At 25.6% G+C, this 17,752-nt stretch carries 22 protein-coding genes and 1 tRNA gene; 17 read left to right on the top strand and 6 right to left on the bottom strand.

Features of this window, described 5'->3' with window-relative positions; all coding sequences use genetic code 4:
* Positions 1-13: 13 nt before the first annotated feature.
* Genes PRV_RS00560 through PRV_RS03095 form a run of 3 tightly spaced genes read right to left on the bottom strand, consistent with a single transcriptional unit; the run spans position 14 to position 1,636 of the window.
* Complete coding sequence (locus PRV_RS00560) at positions 14-1,054, bottom strand: hypothetical protein (RefSeq protein WP_022768990.1); 1,041 nt, start codon at positions 1,052-1,054, stop codon at positions 14-16.
* 8 nt (positions 1,055-1,062) lie between these two features.
* The gene (locus PRV_RS00555; RefSeq protein WP_022768987.1) at positions 1,063-1,389 is read right to left on the bottom strand and encodes a thioredoxin family protein; all 327 of its coding nucleotides are present in this window, start codon (positions 1,387-1,389) and stop codon (positions 1,063-1,065) included.
* Between the two features lie 7 nt (positions 1,390-1,396).
* Positions 1,397-1,636: a hypothetical protein gene (locus PRV_RS03095; protein WP_022768984.1), complete on the bottom strand. Its 240-nt coding sequence runs from the start codon at positions 1,634-1,636 to the stop codon at positions 1,397-1,399.
* Positions 1,637-2,165: 529 nt separating this feature from the next.
* Between PRV_RS03095 and PRV_RS00545 the strand changes: the two genes are divergently transcribed.
* A tRNA-Arg gene (locus PRV_RS00545) sits at positions 2,166-2,242 on the top strand.
* On the opposite strand, the gene PRV_RS00540 is transcribed toward PRV_RS00545, so the two are convergent.
* On the bottom strand, positions 2,243-2,737 hold the full coding sequence (locus PRV_RS00540; RefSeq protein ID WP_022768980.1) for an inorganic diphosphatase: 495 nt from the start codon (positions 2,735-2,737) through the stop codon (positions 2,243-2,245).
* A gap of 98 nt (positions 2,738-2,835) precedes the next feature.
* Between PRV_RS00540 and PRV_RS00535 the strand changes: the two genes are divergently transcribed.
* From PRV_RS00535 to PRV_RS00525, 3 genes are all read left to right on the top strand, one after another.
* Positions 2,836-3,732: a DUF6856 family protein gene (locus tag PRV_RS00535; protein ID WP_022768977.1), complete on the top strand. Its 897-nt coding sequence runs from the start codon at positions 2,836-2,838 to the stop codon at positions 3,730-3,732.
* A gap of 61 nt (positions 3,733-3,793) precedes the next feature.
* Positions 3,794-4,195 carry a hypothetical protein gene (locus tag PRV_RS00530; RefSeq protein ID WP_022768973.1) on the top strand — a complete coding sequence of 134 codons (402 nt, stop codon included), beginning with the start codon at positions 3,794-3,796 and terminating at the stop codon, positions 4,193-4,195.
* 5 nt (positions 4,196-4,200) lie between these two features.
* On the top strand, positions 4,201-4,479 hold the full coding sequence (locus PRV_RS00525) for a hypothetical protein (protein ID WP_022768970.1): 279 nt from the start codon (positions 4,201-4,203) through the stop codon (positions 4,477-4,479).
* A 46-nt stretch (positions 4,480-4,525) separates the two neighbouring features.
* Here PRV_RS00525 and PRV_RS00520 read toward each other — a convergent pair whose 3' ends face one another.
* Both PRV_RS00520 and PRV_RS00515 read right to left on the bottom strand, forming a co-directional pair.
* Positions 4,526-6,091, bottom strand: coding sequence for a hypothetical protein (locus PRV_RS00520; protein WP_043896025.1), 1,566 nt, complete (start codon positions 6,089-6,091; stop codon positions 4,526-4,528).
* Positions 6,092-6,098: 7 nt separating this feature from the next.
* Positions 6,099-7,382 carry a hypothetical protein gene (locus PRV_RS00515; RefSeq protein WP_022768962.1) on the bottom strand — a complete coding sequence of 428 codons (1,284 nt, stop codon included), beginning with the start codon at positions 7,380-7,382 and terminating at the stop codon, positions 6,099-6,101.
* A gap of 141 nt (positions 7,383-7,523) precedes the next feature.
* Between PRV_RS00515 and PRV_RS00510 the strand changes: the two genes are divergently transcribed.
* The 13 genes from PRV_RS00510 (at position 7,524) to PRV_RS02985 (ending at position 17,712) form a co-directional block, all read left to right on the top strand.
* Entirely contained in the window at positions 7,524-9,206 is a 1,683-nt protein-coding gene (locus PRV_RS00510) for an MIP family Ig-specific serine endopeptidase (protein ID WP_022768958.1), read from the top strand.
* 94 nt (positions 9,207-9,300) lie between these two features.
* Positions 9,301-9,963, top strand: coding sequence for a hypothetical protein (locus tag PRV_RS00505; RefSeq protein WP_144062287.1), 663 nt, complete (start codon positions 9,301-9,303; stop codon positions 9,961-9,963).
* A gap of 92 nt (positions 9,964-10,055) precedes the next feature.
* Complete coding sequence (locus PRV_RS00500; protein WP_022768951.1) at positions 10,056-10,382, top strand: hypothetical protein; 327 nt, start codon at positions 10,056-10,058, stop codon at positions 10,380-10,382.
* 9 nt (positions 10,383-10,391) lie between these two features.
* Positions 10,392-11,219: a hypothetical protein gene (locus PRV_RS00495; RefSeq protein ID WP_144062286.1), complete on the top strand. Its 828-nt coding sequence runs from the start codon at positions 10,392-10,394 to the stop codon at positions 11,217-11,219.
* A gap of 222 nt (positions 11,220-11,441) precedes the next feature.
* On the top strand, positions 11,442-12,368 hold the full coding sequence (locus PRV_RS00490; RefSeq protein ID WP_022768944.1) for a hypothetical protein: 927 nt from the start codon (positions 11,442-11,444) through the stop codon (positions 12,366-12,368).
* Positions 12,369-12,388: 20 nt separating this feature from the next.
* Complete coding sequence (locus tag PRV_RS00485) at positions 12,389-13,213, top strand: hypothetical protein (protein ID WP_022768940.1); 825 nt, start codon at positions 12,389-12,391, stop codon at positions 13,211-13,213.
* Positions 13,214-13,396: 183 nt separating this feature from the next.
* Positions 13,397-14,101 carry a hypothetical protein gene (locus PRV_RS02865; protein ID WP_022768937.1) on the top strand — a complete coding sequence of 235 codons (705 nt, stop codon included), beginning with the start codon at positions 13,397-13,399 and terminating at the stop codon, positions 14,099-14,101.
* On the top strand, positions 14,071-14,493 hold the full coding sequence (locus PRV_RS00475) for a hypothetical protein (RefSeq protein WP_022768933.1): 423 nt from the start codon (positions 14,071-14,073) through the stop codon (positions 14,491-14,493). Before PRV_RS02865 ends, PRV_RS00475 begins: the two co-directional genes overlap by 31 nt.
* A gap of 16 nt (positions 14,494-14,509) precedes the next feature.
* Positions 14,510-15,322: a hypothetical protein gene (locus PRV_RS00470; RefSeq protein ID WP_236608069.1), complete on the top strand. Its 813-nt coding sequence runs from the start codon at positions 14,510-14,512 to the stop codon at positions 15,320-15,322.
* A gap of 97 nt (positions 15,323-15,419) precedes the next feature.
* A complete protein-coding gene (locus PRV_RS00465; protein WP_022768927.1) occupies positions 15,420-16,091 on the top strand; it encodes a hypothetical protein in 672 nt (223 codons plus the stop codon).
* 112 nt (positions 16,092-16,203) lie between these two features.
* Positions 16,204-16,932: a hypothetical protein gene (locus PRV_RS00460; RefSeq protein ID WP_022768924.1), complete on the top strand. Its 729-nt coding sequence runs from the start codon at positions 16,204-16,206 to the stop codon at positions 16,930-16,932.
* A gap of 172 nt (positions 16,933-17,104) precedes the next feature.
* Positions 17,105-17,317: a hypothetical protein gene (locus PRV_RS00455; protein WP_022768920.1), complete on the top strand. Its 213-nt coding sequence runs from the start codon at positions 17,105-17,107 to the stop codon at positions 17,315-17,317.
* A gap of 188 nt (positions 17,318-17,505) precedes the next feature.
* Complete coding sequence (locus tag PRV_RS02985) at positions 17,506-17,712, top strand: hypothetical protein (protein WP_144062285.1); 207 nt, start codon at positions 17,506-17,508, stop codon at positions 17,710-17,712.
* Positions 17,713-17,752: the final 40 nt, after the last annotated feature.

Genomic DNA, 17,752 nt, shown 5'->3' with positions numbered 1-17,752 from the left:
TTAAAAAATTAAATTAGTAACTTAAATTAGGATGACATTGAATATTAGGGAAAGAAGAGCTTGAAGAATTACTCGGAAGAACTGTTTTTTCTTTAAAAGAAGTAAAATGCAATTTTTCATTTAGTTTGAAAATTTTTCAAACTATAAAAGTAGAGAAAGTGACAGCTGGCATTAAAGCTATATTTCTCATTACAAAAAACTGTTCATAAGGTAATGTAGATATTTTTATATCAAATAATGGAAGGGTAATAAGATCTACCAAAATATAAGAAATGAAATTCAATGCTATTAATCTACAAATAATATTTCATTTTTTAGCTTTTTCGCAGTATTTCACTGAAACTCTTTCATCAGAAAGCACTAAACTACCTATTAAGCCAAATATTATTAAGCCAGCAATAGTGGAGAGAAAGGCTTCAAAAACTCAAGCTGGAGATTTAATATCTTTTCCAAAAATATTTAGTGCAATTCCTCCGCTTGCTATATTTTTGGCTTTAACAGTTTCAAAGAAGAAAGAAAAAACAATTCCTGTTCCAATTAATAAGCAAATAATAAATATTGAATTTTGTCAATATTTAACTTTTGTTCTAGATTTTTTAGTATCTCTAAGCATAAAAATAAAACCTCCTAAAAAGCCATTAAAAATAGCTGCCAATAAATATCCATAATTAAAAACTGATGAAGTAAGAATTACTGTTAATAGGTCTGTTAAAAGACCTATTAACATACCTATTACTGGACCATAAAGACTACCACCTATCTTTATTAATATAGTTTCAATTAATAATCTACTTCCCGGATAAATTTGAAAGACAACTCCTAAAAGATTATGAGTAAGAAAAATAATTGCAAATATTATTGCTGTATTTGCAGCAATAATCATTGCAATACTTGAAATAGTATTGATATTTAAACTTGGGAATATCAAATAATTTTTTTGACATCATAATCTAAAAAATAATTTTTTACATCCTAATAAAACAGTGAATATTGTTAATGCTGAAAAAGCTCACAGGAGAATAGTACCTCCGCTGGGGAGGCTATCTTTAGACATTCTTTAATTTAGAAGAAAAACTTCTCTAATGCATCAATTAAATTTTCTTCTGATAATAAACCTGAATGTCTTTCTGTTTTGCTATGCTTTTGAGAAATAAATACTAAAGTGGGAATGGAAGAAATTTCATATTTCTTAGCTAGCTCAGGAAGACCAGAAATATTCACTTTAGCAAATTTTATGGAATGCATAAAAGGCTGACTATCAGATATTTTTTCAAGAATAGGCATTAATTGCCTACAAGGGGGGCATCAATCAGCATAAAAATCTATAACAACTTCATGTCCTAAAAGAAGTAGTTCTAATTCCTCTGCTGATTGAATATTAATTAACATAAACTAACTAAGAAATATTCATTTTTAAATTAGAAAGACCGATCATTTGTTCTTTTCTTAAAGACTCGGGAACTTTTTCTAATTCATATTCTATTGTTAAAGGCAATTCCACAATTAAATTTGGAGGCAAAATACTTTTAAAGCTAGCATATTTATCATTTTCAAAGAAATGGGATTTTGTCAAAAATGATAAATCAAATTTAATTACTACTTCTTTAAGAAATTCATTTTCATAATTATTATTCAAATTTTTAAGAAGTAATAATTGTTTATTTTGTTCTCTTAATCAAGAATAATCTAATAATATTTTTTTAGCCTTAAAACTTTCTAATTTGTTGTAATCTGAGAAAAAAGTTAATCCTTTAAAACTATTTTCAAATTTAAATAAACTAGATTTTGAATTAACTTGTTGCTTAAATTTATTAGCACATTTCTTTACTTTTGATTTTGAATAAGAATCAATTTCTAATAAATAATTATGAGTTAGGATATGTCTAGCTTCAGGAGAAACAAAGAAAATTTTTTCTAATGTAGCTAAATTTTTCTCAGAATCGTAATTAAATTGATAATAAAGAGATAAGTTTTTAGGATCCGCGGCAAGACCTAAATAATTACAAGAGTATACATGATATTCTGTAAATTCTCTAATAGCTGTTCGAAGAGAAATATTAAATTCATTATGAATCTTTTCAAAAAAGAGATCAACACTTTCCTGAACGAAGGAAAGTGTATCTGGAAGTAAAATCTTTCTGGAGATTTTAGTTCTTAAGAATTATGCATCTATAGCTTAATTGGACAAAGCATTTGACTTCGGATCAAAAGAGTATAGGTTCGAGTCCTATTAGATGCGCCATTATAAATTTTTTTGATTAGATTTTCACCTTTCTTTAGCTTCTTTAATTAAAGAAATAGTTTTCTCTAAAGATAAAAAAGAACCTAAAGAAACTTTTTTATTTTCCAACTTTTTGTAATTTTCAAAAAAATTAATTAATTCATCTTTTCAATGTTTTGGAACATCTTCCAAAGAATTTATATGTTTAAGTCTTGGATCTGAATCCATTATTGCAATTACCTTTCAATCTTGTTCTCCAGAATCTATCATTTCTAATGTTCCTAAAATTCTTCCATCCAAATAAGTTCCAGGAGTTGAAGAAAAATTAGATAATACCACTACATCCAAAGGATCACCATCTTCTGAAAGAGTGTCAGAAATAAACCCATAATTATGTGGATAAACTTCTGAGCCAAAAAGAACTCTATCCAATTTCAACTTTTGATTATTAAATTCATATTTCAAATTAGAATGTTTTGATATTTCAATAAAACATTCAACAATATTCTCCGACAATTCCTACTTAATTAATTTTTATATAACAACAAAGCCAATTATTGGGTTATATATAAAAACTTAAAATTAATTAAATTTAATGAAATCCTCTAACTAACTTGATTTTAGGTTTAGGAAAACTTAAAGCTCTTTTGATTTTAAGTTTTAGCTCCATAGGGGCTGGAGCCATTAGCATCCCAACAATACTTGCTGGAGATAAATATACTGAATATTCATTCAAAGAATTTAATCCTAAGCCTGAACATTACGCCATGAACACAGATAATCAGTTTTCAATTACGTCAAATAACAATAGTTCAGAAAATCAATATACTGATGATGAATCAATAAATAAATTCGATGAATTACCTACAGTTAAACATTCTGATGCAGAGCTAATTAAAGGGACTAAGAAATACAATAATGGAAATTACGTTCTTTATTTTGGTTCGGATGCATGCCCGCACTGTACAGACTTTTTATATAGCGGTAGAGAGTCTCCGGGAAATTGAATAGGAAATCATAAAAATATTTATAAGAGTGGTGTTTTTTATGAAACTTATTCATTGGCAAAAACTAAAGATAAATTAAAAAAAATTAAATTTATTTTTTTTAGTGATAAAATCCCCAATTTAGACAATAGAAATAATGATGATTTAGCTACTTTTCCATGAACTAAATGACATGAAACTTTATTAAGTCAGGGAAAAGTTCAAGGAGACTACGTTAGATATGATAAATCAGCTTTAAAAGCTAGAAAAATACTTTCTCTTCTACATTATTATTTTGGAGAAAAACAACAAGGTATTCCAACAATAATTATTTATAAGGATGGAAATCCTTTTATCTTGAATGTAGACAAAATTGAAGAATTAGAGAAAGATCAAAAGAAAGTTGATGAAAAAGCTAAAGCCCAAGATTCAGATACTCCTTATCAAAGTATTGTAGCTAGATATAACCTTTTCAAGCATTTAGAGTACATATTCAATAAAAATGTAATCTGAACAAATGATTAATTAAAATTTTTTATTCCTTTTTAAAAAAATCGAATATTAATAGAATGAAAAAATTAAGAAAATGAAAAAACTTTCAGAAAGTGAGAAAAAACAAATTGTAGGGGGAGCCGGAAGGAGAAGAATTTCTCCTTTTTCTTCTGCAAAATCCAAAATAAATACTTATAACACTAAATTGCATAATATTTCTTTATTATCTTTATCAGCTATTCCGGGAATTATTTCTTTAGGAGAAGAAATATATTCTCTTTTTGCTAATAGAAAAAATTATTCAGTAGGTAAAATCTCTTCAAGATTTTTTAACCCATCGGGAATATCTAATTCTCAAGATAACTATATAAATAGTAATTCAAATAGCAGAAGAGATTTTTATGCTTATGCATCAGAAGCTTTTAGACCTATGATTAGATTTTCTCCTTATTATTACAAAAGTGGAATTTCTTTTGGAATTCCCTGAATGGTTTAAAAAATATGAGAAAATTAACTCTTTCAGAAAAGAAACAGACCCAAGGGGGTGCTTCCTCCCTAATGGGAATAGCTACGGGAATTTTAACTTTCACGAGCATTTCCAATTTAATAATTGATTTGATTAATAGATATTGAAAAAGAACACCTCCAGAAAACATTATTAATAAATCACATGAAAATTGCTTTACTTATGAAAATCCTGAATGTTTTTTATCTCCGCAAATAGATTTACAAAGAAATATATTGAATAATTGGCCAAAAAATAGAATAACTCTCTTTTAAGGGAAGTTATAAAAAAGGGCCAAAAGCCCTTTTTTAAAACAATAAGCTAATTAGAGTTAATTCCTATAACTCTTTCTTCTTCAGCTTGACTTTCATAATTTCTTTCTCTAACTCTATTAAACATACCATATAATCTTGCATAATTTCTGCCAACCATTAAACTAAACTTCTCCAATCAAAAACAAGAAACAGATGAGAAAAATAATAAAGTAATGCAACTAAATAAAACAAGTAGGAATATAGCATATGCTATATCATATTCTCTAAAAAATAAATAAATTCCACAAGATACTAATAATAAATGAAGATAATAAAAGCCTCCTTGCCTCATCATTCATTTCAGTCTATTGGCTTGAACTCTTAAAAATAATTTTTTATTTTCTACTTTACTAATATCTCCAGAAAGTGCTCCTGAAAAAGAAAGAGAATTAGCTCAAGAAATCAACAATATTATGAAACTGATAATTAAAATTTCTGGAATTAAATTAGAAATTTTTAATGTTGTTGAGAATAATAAGAAATAGTTAATGCCAAATAAAGATATAGAGGAAATAATAAAAGCTAAAGCATTGATTGCTTTAAATCTACATCATATATATATAAATAAAGGTACTATTGACAGGAAAGACAACTTAACTGTAGCTTTTAAATCTGGCATTTTGGAGAAAGCTTCAGTAGTTTGTAGGGTATAATTTTGTGCAGTTGATGATTGTTCATTTTGTTGTTTTTTTCCATTAGTTAATTGTGAAATTAAGTTATCTAAAGAAACCCCTTCTGGAAAAAGATAGTACAACAAAGAAGAGCTATTTGAGGTATTTTGTTGCACATTTTTGGGAATATCTTGTAATGGTTTTGCTTTCAAATTATTTAAAGTATCTTGTAATGTTGAAAAATTATTTTGATCAAAGGAAAGTAATTGATTATTTTTAAAAAAATCGGGATAATTTAAATTTGCGGTTGAGAGAGAGATTAACAAACCCAGAAATGCTAAAAACATTAATAAAGGTGCCCAATTTCTTCTAATTCTTTTAACAGGGCCATTTATTATTGATTCATTTTCTTCTTCATTGCCTAGAATTCGTGAATATTTTATATTTCTCCACTGTCTTTCTGGAAAAATTAATTTTCTTTTATGCTCTAAAGAGCAGATTAATTTGGGTAAATAAAAATTAAAAAATAATCATCATAAAGCAAAAATACTAAATACTCCTAATACTATTAGTAAAGCTAAATTTTTAAGAGTGTTAGGTAATAAAAATATAAAAATAGAACCAGGAATTAGAAGAAATAAAGCTAATTCATAAAGATAAATATTGTGTTTTTTCTTAGCTAATGAAATAGCTACTTTAAAGGTATAAATTTTTAAAAACAAAAATTTCTGCAATAACTTAAAGAAATTAATTACTTTTAAATGGGAAAAGAAAATGAGTGATATTACACCAAAAATTGTTTCTTTATTTAAAGGAAGACCCCCTAATATAAATAAGTTATATATAGAAAAAGAAGAAATAGATAAAAAAGCGGAAGTAACAAGGCCAGGTATTTTATATCTAGTTCAACTAAAAAAAACCAAAAAGAATACAAATAATAGGCAAGGGAGTAATCCCTCCACTATCTTCTTAAATTACTTTCTTTTGAGTAAAATACTCTTCTCTAATAATTGGGAAATTATTTCCACCAATTTTTGAAAATATTGATATTGGTCATTGGTCTTTTTGATTATCAGTAGTTCTTAAAGTGAAATTTTTAATACTGTAATTTTTGAATAAATCTAATATTTCATTCACTTTTCAAGCTTTATTTATTCTTCTATCTGGAGTAATAGTAACTTTTACATTACTATTAAATTCATTTGCCACTTCTAGTGTATGTAAAGCATCAGGGCCTGATGCATAAGTAATATAATTTGGAAAAAATGATTCAAAAGCTAATTTATCTCCCCCTTCAATCACTTGCAATAAATGATCTCTAAAAATATCTATTTTTTCCTCTTTTTCGCTCAATAAATGGTACATTTTATTTATCTCTTCAGAAGTTATTTCTTGAGCTTTAAGTTCTTTATTATCTTTTTTCTTCATTATTCAAAAATGACTGTAATAAAGAGAGAAAAAATTCTTTTCTTCTTCTGTTAGTAATTTATATAGTGATTCAATCTTTTCTTTAATTTTCTCACTCTCTTCTTTACTTAAATTAAAGAAATTTTTAACTGAAACATTCCCTTTTAAAAAGGGTTGATTAAAAAATCAAATATGAAAGCCTAAATTTAATTTAAGCTTTAAAAGATCTTTATCTAGTCATACAAATCATCTTTTAGCTCCTGTTCTTTCTGAAGGATAATAAACTAGTCTTTTGATATCTTCAATTGGAATTTTTACATTTTTCAGAAATAAATCTATAGCTTCTTGATTTAAAGCATTTTGTGCGCTCTTAGAACGCTCAGGGAATAAATTTTCCACCTTAATTAATTCTTTAAAAGTATCATCATCTTTTAAAGAAGAATCTAAAGCTTTTTTCTCATAATATTTATCAATAGTTATTTGATTTAATCTAACTGCTTTTAATCACTCTAATTCTCTATTTTTGTCATATTCTCCTTTTTGTACTTGAATATAAAAATTAGGATTATTTTCCCCTTCTATTTGTTTAGAACTAAAATTAGTTACTTCATTAACAAAAGCAGTATGAGGATAATACTTTTTGTAATATCCCTCTATTCTTTTTTTGTCTTCATTAATTAGGGCTTTATTATCTTTATTATCTTTACTAAATAAAGGCAATCTAAAGAAATAATTATGTATTTGATTGGATGTATTGGTATTAAAAGTAACATTTTTAATTATTGGAACAGAGATAGATGAAAATACTGTTGTAGTGATAACTCACAATGGAATTCTAGCTGCCATTATTTTTTAAATTGAGAACATTAATTTATTAAAAAATTGCTAACACTGAGTTATAATTTATTAATCTATAATTTAAATGGTTTATAATGCTTTTTCATATATACTTTAATTTTTACAATAATTTGGTTATTTATTAAGTAGATGGCTTTTTTACCTTTAATTATTAATGGAGTAAAACTTTTCTTAGTTCTTGGTGTTGGTCTTGGTGGTCATCAAATTTATGGAGCTATGTCTTCAGGAAAATTTGTTGATGATGGATATTTTTACCACTTAGATAAGATGTCGTCTGGCGGAACATCGGTAAATACCAATGAAAACAAAGTTTACAATGCTAAATCAACCATTTCTAGAGGTAATAACTACTTTACCCAAGAAGAATTAAAAAATCTTACAACAGGATATTGAGATTTTGATAAAGATTTAGGCTTTACCAAAAGAATAAATTTCATGAAAATAAGTCATCAAGACACTGCTAAAGAAATTTACAAAATGATTAAAGATCATACTGTGAAATTAGCAATGCCTTGCCAATCAGGTACAGGATGATTGTTAGATTTTGAATTACCAAAAGATAATAAAACTTATCCAACAAAATGGTTTATAGCTACAAATTTACATGTAATTAATAAATTTAGATTCAAAAATAATCCATATAACACTTCTTTACCAATTACTGAAAATTCAATATCAAATCATATTTCTACTAGATCTAGAAATTATAGATATAAACTAGATTCTTGCGAAGATTCTATTCTCAATAATAAATCTATATTGAATTTGTACACTGAAGAAGATATTAATGATAGAGATAGAGAGAATAATTTATATTCATCTCTATTAAAAACTCATTCAGGAAATTGAAGTTATTATCGAAATAATCCTTTCTATCAATGATTAGGATTGGCTCCAACTTGAGATAGATGAAAAAATTATGATGCTCCGAGAATTTTCACCACAACTGTAAAAGAACCTAAATTAGTATATGCTGCAGTGGACTTTTTGGGACCTAGATATACTGTTTCAGGCCATGAAATAAAGAATAATAGTTATTTCAAAGATTTTGGAGTATTAGAGGTTAATTTTGCTAATGAAAGACAAGCAAGATTTATAACTAATAAAGTATTTGAAAAATATTACAAAGATAATATTTCCAAAACAAACAAAAAATATATTAATTTTTTTGTTCCAGAATTAATGAGCAAATATGATCCAGAAAAATTGGCTAAATCTGAGGATCGTTTCTTTATGGGAGGATATCCAGGAAGCGTTGCAGATAATCTTTCATTCTCTATGAATCATAAATTCAGAATAGTTAATGAGAGTTACCTAGATCAACATTACAATGTAATTCCTTCTGAAAGTAAATTAACTTTTTTCAGAAATAATGGTTATTTCCCGCACGAATATAACTTATTGAATAGTCAAAGAGAAATTATTCCTGGACACGTAGATATGACTTCTGTAGATAAAGTTTCAAATGCTTCTAAAGTATCATGAAATGGAAAACTATTGTCTGGTTGGGGATATAACTATCTAATAGATAATGCATTTTTAGGTAGAGGCGCTTCAGGAAGTATGGTTTTGAATCAAAACGGAGAATTCTTAGGTTTATATAGAATGTTTAATCAAGGACTTAATTATGGATTTATTGAGCCTGTAAGAGGTAATTGAGTAATAGGTAAAGATGGAAGAATAATTCTGCCTGGTTTTGACTTAATTGCTGGAACTGGAAGTAATGTTTCCTCATATAGAACTCAACTAGAAAAATATAGTCCTGAAATTCAAACTTATTTGAAAAATAAAAAGAATTGAAAATTCAGTTAATTTTTATATCTTCAATTCAAGAAGATATTTTTAATAATTAAACGATAGTTTTTCCCCATAGGGGGAAAATTAGCACCTTAACAATTAATTAAATATGTTTTTACTGTCAAAATTAATTACTTTATTTTTGTTTACTTCTGGAACTACTAGCTTATTATCCTATTTAATTCCTTATAGCTTAAGTTCTTCCGAAAATCAATTAGCAAATTTCTTTAAAGCAGGCGAATCTATTTATGATAATCAAGAAATAAATCAATTTAAAACAAATGAGACAGAAAGATTAAACAATACTAAATCTCTTCATACTGATTGAAAAAAATATAAAGAAAGTGCAGAAGAACTTAAAGAACTTAAATTTAAAACAATTCAGGAATTATTTCAATCTATTCTCAATTCGGAAGAACAATTAAACAAACTCTATGAAAAAAACATAGAGGTTATAAATCAATTAATAAAGTCTTTTGAAGAATTAGCTGAACAGTCAAAAGAAAATATATCAGTAACTGCATGACTAGAGCAATTCAAACATAAAGCAAACTTATTGAAACAAATTAATGAAAGAGTTAAAGAATTAGGTAATATCTTAAAACAATTTATTTGCATCATAGATATTTCAAATAAAGAGACACAACAAAATGAAGCATGTGAACAACAAAATGAAGAGTGAACTTTAGAAAATCTTTCGAAAAATAATCAAAATTCACATTCTGCGGGGGGGGTGTTAATACACAACAATTATCCAATAAACCTACTCTAAAGGGAGAAGAAGTCAAAAAACAATTACAAGAAATTAAATCAAAACTTATAGAAGAACAACAAAAATTAAAAAATTATTTTCTTAATAATGAAATGGTAAAAGAATCTCTAGAAACAAAACAAAAAATTCTAATGAATGCCTTATTTTTAATAAAAGTTAATGTTTTAATGTCAGATGCGCAAACTTCAGCGCTTAAACTCAATTCTGAAAAAACAATAAAAGAAATAAATAAAAAATATGAAGAGTTAAATGAATTTAATAAAAATCTACAAAAAATTTACCAAAAATGAGAAGATTTAAAAATAAATATAACTGATTTTCAACATTTTGAAGGATTACTAAAAAATGCTATATGCAATAATTCGCAAAATGATGATATAAATATTTGTGTTTTGAATGATAAGACAATAAAAAATTAATTAATTTTTATGTTTTTATCGAGAATGTTAATTCATACTGGTTTTAAATTAGTTGGCTTTGCCTCCCCCAGTAAGCTAATTATTTCTTGTGCTGGAATTATTGGGGGGGGCATTGTATTAAGCATTACTACAAGTGAAGTACTAAATAAACAGATATCTTCTGCCTTTTCATCTGCTTATAAAAGTTTTGTTGGTTTATTTCAGCAAAGCAATCAAAAAAAATTAGAAAATAGTCAAAATAATTTTTTTCAATCTTTCGGAAAACAAATTAAAGATTTTTTTGAAATAGTAAAAAAATATTTTGAACCAATCTTTGATATTTTCAAAACACCTCGAACATCATTAGAAGCTTTATTTAAAAATTTAAAGCAACAGCAAAATGGCGATAGTCAAAGTTCTTCTTCTCCAGAAATAACTTTTGATTCCAAAAGTTTATGAAATGGATTTTGAACTTTATTGGGATTTAGATATAGAGATATTTTTGAGGTAGAATTTGGTGCCGTTTTATATTTCTTATTTAATGCTTTATTAGACTTGAAAAAATGAAATTTTCTCTGAAATGGAGAAAATAATAAAAATTTGTTACAAAGTTGAATTAATTTAGAAAACTGAAAGAAAGCTTTCACTAAAGATGATCAATTTGATAAAAGACTAAAAGGATTTCTTTTTCTTTTATGAAATATAAATAAACTAGGAGAATTTGAAAAAACTAATTCTAAAAGCAATCAAAGTCCAAAACCAAAAAGAACATTAAGTAGGAGAAATATGCTTGCTTGGACTTATAGCTCTCCTTGAGTAACTGATTCAATTTTTCAAGAACAGAAGGAAAAAAAATAAATTTATAAAAAATTTTCAAATAATTCAAAAAATAATATAGTTTAGATTTAAAATCAGCTATCTAAATATTTCAAAAATGTTCAATTTACAGATATATTTTTATGAGAATTAATTATTTAACTTTTTTCTAAAGCCTTTTAATTAGGGCCTAGAAGGGCCCTAAAATTTTAAAAAATTAAATAATTACTTTAATATTTATAAATAAAAAATAATTTTTAAAGCATGTTTTGAAAACTTCAAACAAGATTATGGGCGACCGGAATTACCCATAAAAAACTTTTATATTTATCTTCTTCTGTAATCGGAGTAGCAATTGTGGCTAGCATTTCTCATCCAGAAGTTAATTTGAAAATAATATCAAAATTTAAAGCACTGGGAAAAGAAATTTTTTCTCAAAATAATTTAAATCAAGCTAAACAAGAAAATTCTAATTGAAATTTCAATCAAATTTGAAATCCAATATCACAATTTTTTCAACAATCTTATAAAGTTCTTTCAGATTCTTTACCGCACGTTAGCATATCAATAAAGGATTCATTTTGATTTCTAAAAGATTTATTTTTAAATATTCACAGATTAAAAGATTGAATCTGACAGTTTTTGCAAGTTTTTAAAAATTTAATTATGCATTTTCGAGAATTTTTAAAAATGTTTATTGAAAGTGATCAAAGAGAAGCTTTATTTAATTTATTTAAAGGGGAAAGTTTACAATCTACTAAAAAATTTATGGAAGTATTATCTGGTATTGATAAGAATTCTCCCTTTAAAGCTGAAGAAGGAGCTTTATCTGTTTTTATATCTGAATTTTTGAAAAATCCAAAAAATGCTATTCAAAAAGTTAAAGATTTTTCAAAATTAATTAAAGACTTATCTAACTTTAAAAATAGTAGTGGTTTAATTATTGGCGGAGCTTTCAGTAATCAATCAAGTTTTAATAATCGCAATTATCCTGCGATTACAAAAGATATGATAAGAGGTTATATGAATACTAAGCCAGGAGAATTGGCAAGAATAATATATGAATGAGGTTCTTTATTTAATATGTTTGTTTTGCCTATACCAGGCCAATCTAATTGATTGCTTGAAATAGCTAACTTCTTTCAAGAGATTGCAGATCGTCTCTCGCCGATAAAATTAAAAGCTAATTAGTTTTTATGTTTTTCCATAAGATGTTAATGCAAAATGGTCTTAAGCTGATTGGCTTTGCAACCCCCAGTAAGCTAATTGTTTCTTGTGCTGGAATTGTTGGGGGGGGCATTGTACTGAGTATTACTACAAATGAATTATCAAGTCAACAAATATCTTCTGCCTTTTCATCTGCTTATAGAAGCATTGCTGGATTATTTCAGCCTAAAAATTCAGAAAAAGATCAAAGTAATAATCAAAATAATTTTCTGCAGTCTCTTACAAAACAAATTACAAGTGTTTTTGAAATAGTAAAAAAATATTTTGAACCAATTTTTAATATCTTCACAGGTTCCTTCAAATCATTAGAATCTTTATTCAAAACTTTAAAAGAACAACAAAATTCAAGTAATGGAGGGAATCAAATTCCAACAATGACTCTTGATTCTAAAAGTTTATGAAATGGGGCTTTCACTTTGCTAGGTTTTAAATATAGAGATATTTTTGAAGTAGAATTTGGAGCTTTTTTATATTTTTTATTTAATGCTTTATTTGACTTAGATAAATGAAACTTTTTGTGAAAAGGAGATCATGGCGCAAGTTTTTATCAAAATTGAATTAATTTAGACAAATGGAAAAATGCTTTGAAAGGAACAGAAAAATTTGAGGAGAGAATGAAAGGATTTCTTTTTCTTTTATGAAATATAAATAAATTGGGAGAATTAGAAACAAACAACCATAAAAAACCAAATCAAGAATTAAAAAGAAAAAAAATAAGTAGAAATAATATGTTTGCCTTGGCTTATAGTGCCCCTTGAGCAATTAATTCAGTTCCAGAGGGGCAGCAACAAGATCAACAAAAAAAGTAAATTTATATTAATAAACTCATTACAAACCTTTATTTCGCTCTAATTTTGCCCAAATATAGGCAAAGTTTAAATTTATTTGAAAACTAAAAAAATTTAATTAATTTTTTTATATCTTTAATTCCGAAAAACATTTTCAATAATTACACAATTGAGTGCAATTAAATTTCTAGAAATTAATTAAATATGTTTTTACTATCAAAATTAATTACTTTATTTTTATTAACTTCAGGAACTGCAGGATTATTGTCTTATTTAATTCCTTATAACTTAAATATTCCCGAAAAACAATTAAAAAATTTCTTTAAAGCTGGCAGTTCTATTTACGATAGTAGAGAAATAAATGAATTTAAATCGGAAGAAAAAACAAAATTAGACAATACTAAATCTTTGCACGAGACTTGAAAAAAGTACAAAGAAAATGCTGAAGAATTTAAAAATCTTAAATATGATGAAATGAAAAAGTTATTTCAATCTATTATGGAGAAAGAAGGGGTATTAACTAAGCTTTATGAAAAAAATATAGATATCATAAAGCAATTAATGAAAGCTTTTGATGAATTAACTAAAATATCAGAAAAAAATCTTATAAAAACTGGTGAATTTGAAGTTTTTAAAAATTTAATTAATATATTATCTCAAATTAATAAAAGGGTTGAAGAATGAGGTAATATTCTAAATAAATTTGTTTGCATAATAAATTCTGCTAATCAGCAATCTAAGGAAAAGGAACAACAAAGCTGCGAATCGATTGAATTAAATTGAGAAAAAGATAATTACTCAGTTTTTAAGTTAGAACAAAATGATAATAAATCATCCAATTCGGGGGGGGCGATGATAATCAAAAATCCACAGAAGAATTGAAATCAACTAATTCTCAGGGCGAAATAGCAAAGAAAACATTACAAGAAATTAAAGATAATCTTTCATCTCAACTCGAAAAATTAAAAGTTTATTTTTCGCAAAATCAGTTATTAAAAAAATCTTTTTTAAATAATCAAAATGATCTTACAATTCTCTTGAATTTTTTAAAAATTGATATTTTTCTCACAAATATACAAACTTCTGTTCTTAAATTGAACTCTAGAAAGACATTAGATGAAATAAATAAAAATTCACAAGAATTAAATGAATTTAATAAAAATCTTCAAAATATTCATCAAAAATGAGAAGCACTAAAAATAAATGTAGTTGATTTTCAATATTTTGAAGGATTACTAAAAAATGCTATATGTAATAATTCACAAAATAGCGATAAAGATATTTGTGTTTCAAGTAAATAAAAACTAACTAGTTTTTATGTTTTTTCAAAAGATGTTAATGCAAAATGGTCTTAAGATGATTGGCTTGTCAACCCCCAGTAAGCTAATTATTTCTTGCGCTGGAATTGTTGGGGGGGGCATTGTACTAAGTCTTACTACAAGTGAATTATCAAGTCAACAAATATCTTCTGCCTTTTCATCTGCTTATAGAAGTGTTGCTGGGTTATTTTTGCAAAATAATCAACAAAATAAATTAGATAATGAGAGTCCAAATAATTTTTTTGGATCTTTTTCTCAACAAATTAAAAATGTTTTTAAAATAGTAAGCCAATATTTTGAACCAATCTTCGATATTTTCAAAAAACCTTGGCAATCATTAGAATCTTTATTCAAAAATTTAAAAAACAACAATCATGAACAAAAACCTAATGGTTCAGAAATAAATTTTGATTCTAGAAGTTTATGAAATGGGGCTTTAACTTTACTGGGCTTTAAATATAGAAACATATTTGAGGTAGAATTTGGAACTTTTTTATATTTTTTGTTTAATGCCTTATTTGGTGTAGAAACATGAAATTTTCTTTGAGGTGGAGATAATGGTGGCAGTTTTTATCAAAATTGAATCGATTCAAACAAATGAAAAAAAGCTTTAGAAGAAACAAAAAAATTTGAAACAAGATTTAGAGGATTTCTTTTTTTATTGTGAAATATAGATGAATTAAGAAAATCGGAAGAAAAAAATATTAATAATAGTAATAGAGAGAAGAGAAAATTAAGTAGACAAAATATGTTAGCTTGATCTCATAGTTCTCCTTGAGTAACTAATTCAATTATGGAAGAAAATAACTAATTAACACGATAAAAGAAATTTTTTAAATGATTTTTTGGGCATTACAATCTAAGCTTTGATTTTCTGGAGCTTTATCAAAACCTAAAATCTATACTTTTTGCGCCATATTGGGGGGGGCGCTATCGCAGCGGGAATAATAGGTTCAGAAATAAAAAATAATAATATATCCTCAGGAATTAACTTTTTAGGAAAAAATCTAAAAGAATTATTTGCATCAAATAATACGACACCCAAAACAAATAATGAATGACTAAATTTTTCTGCAATATCTGAATTAATTACAACAATAATTCAGAAATACTTTAAACAATTTATTGAATTTTTACAAGCTTTATTGGAGTTTGATTGAAAAAAATTCTATGGTAAGTTTGATGTTGTTGCGCAAAACTTAGGCGGAATTTACAAAAACATTTCTTCTTTGTTTAAAGAATGGTGAAATGGCTTATTTACAATAGAATGAAAAGCGCTATTTGAATTATTAAAAAAATTAACTAATACAGATAATGTCAAATGAACGGAATTTAAAAATATAAAAACTTTTTTGAATGATTTATCCGAAAACATCAAATTTGAAATTAAAGAATTTGGCCAATTTACTGAAGAAGTGCAAAAAATAACTAAAAAGAAAAACAAATCACAAGAAAAGAAAATTCTTAAATTAACTGAACAAAATATAAATGAATTTTATGAATGTTCTATATGAAACAATAATTTTGCAGAAAGATTATTTATAAATTGATGACATTCTTGTTCTTCTAAATTTGAATAATTTTTAATCAAATTCGTTAATTATTTATTTAAAGAAGCAATAAATTAATGTTTTGAACGCTTCATTCTAAACTTTGATTTTCTGGATTTTTAACCAAACCTAAACTTTACACTTGCTGTGCCCTTGCGGGGGGGGCACTATTATAGCTAGTGTAGCTAGTTTAGAATTAGCTTACAAAAGTGTTTCCAATAATTTTGAAGGAATTAGAAAAAAATTTCAAAAATTATTCACCTTTAATCAAATTAATTCCAATAATCAGCAATTAGAAAATACTATTGCAGCGTCTAGTTTTTGAGAAAAAACAACTCATTTGTATACTATCTTTTTGAAATCAATTAAAAAATATTTTGAAGATTTTATTAAATTTATCAAGCAATTAGTCCAGCTTGATTGAGCCAAATTATATAGTAAAAGCGCAGAAATTAAAGAAAATTGAAATAATATATTTCATGGAACTGTATCACTTTTTGGATGATGATACCGAGATTTATTTGAGATTGAATGATCAGTATTATTTGAATTATTAAAAAAATTTTTTAATACTGAAAAATTAGAGTGAAAAGGGGATATAAATCAATTTTGGGAACAATTATCAAAAGAATTTTCACATGGAGTGAAAGAATTTGTTCAGTTTACTAAAGAATTAGGAGAAATTGCTAATAAATTGCAAAGCAAACAAATTCAACTTAATGGGAAGGCTAAAAAATTTAAACTAGATAAGAAAAATATGTATTCAATTTACAAATGCTCATTATGAAAGAATACTTGAACAGGAAAAATATTTTTAAATTGATGAAGAGATTGCAGTGATACTCTCAACTTAAATTTTTATGACAAATAACAATTATTAATTAATTGCTTGATATATTTTTTGAAATTAGTATTCATAAATGAAGTATTAAAAAATAATTAAATTTCCCTATTTTTAGGGAAATATTAATTATTTTTATAAATTAAATAAAAAAAATACAAAAATTTAATTTATTAAGAATTTCAAAATTGTTTTTAAAACTTTGGCATATATCTTTTTTTATTCTTCTCCTGTAATAGGTCTTTTTATTTATCATTTTGCTTCAGGCAATCATTCTAATAATGGTAATGGACAAAATCAATGTAAAAAATGCTCTGAATCTTGCAAAGATAAATGTTCTGAAAATTGCAAAAAAGAATGTTGCGCGCAAAAAGAAAATTGTTCTTCGGAATGTTGTTGCTGCGAGGGAAATTAAATTTTTGATTAATTCAAAAAACAAAAAAATTTATAAAAATTTAATAGATTAGATATATTAAAAAAATTATTGAGAAAGAATACTTATTGATTTATCTATATTTTGAAAATAAGCAATAAATTATTATCAATAAATCAATATTCAAAACTTTTGCATATATGTTCTTCTATTCCACTCCAATAATAGGATTGGCAATTTATCATTTCACTAAAAATGGCAATAATACTCAAAATGTAAATACATGTAAAAAAGATTGTCTAGAATGCTGCCATAATAAAAATTGTTGTGAAAAATGCAAAAAAGAGAATTGTTGTTCTAATGAGACATGTAAAGATGAATGTTGTTGCTGCAAAGAAAGTTCAAGCGATTGTAAATGCTGTTGTTCTGAAAAATAATCTTCTAGAAACTTAAAAAAATTTAAATATTTATAAGATT

It is taken from the genome of Mycoplasma parvum str. Indiana, assembly GCF_000477415.1.
Classification (GTDB): domain Bacteria; phylum Bacillota_I; class Bacilli_A; order Mycoplasmatales; family Mycoplasmoidaceae; genus Eperythrozoon_A; species Eperythrozoon_A parvum.
Note: the sequence above shows the minus strand (reverse complement) of the source record. Positions and strands in the feature narration are given on the sequence as shown.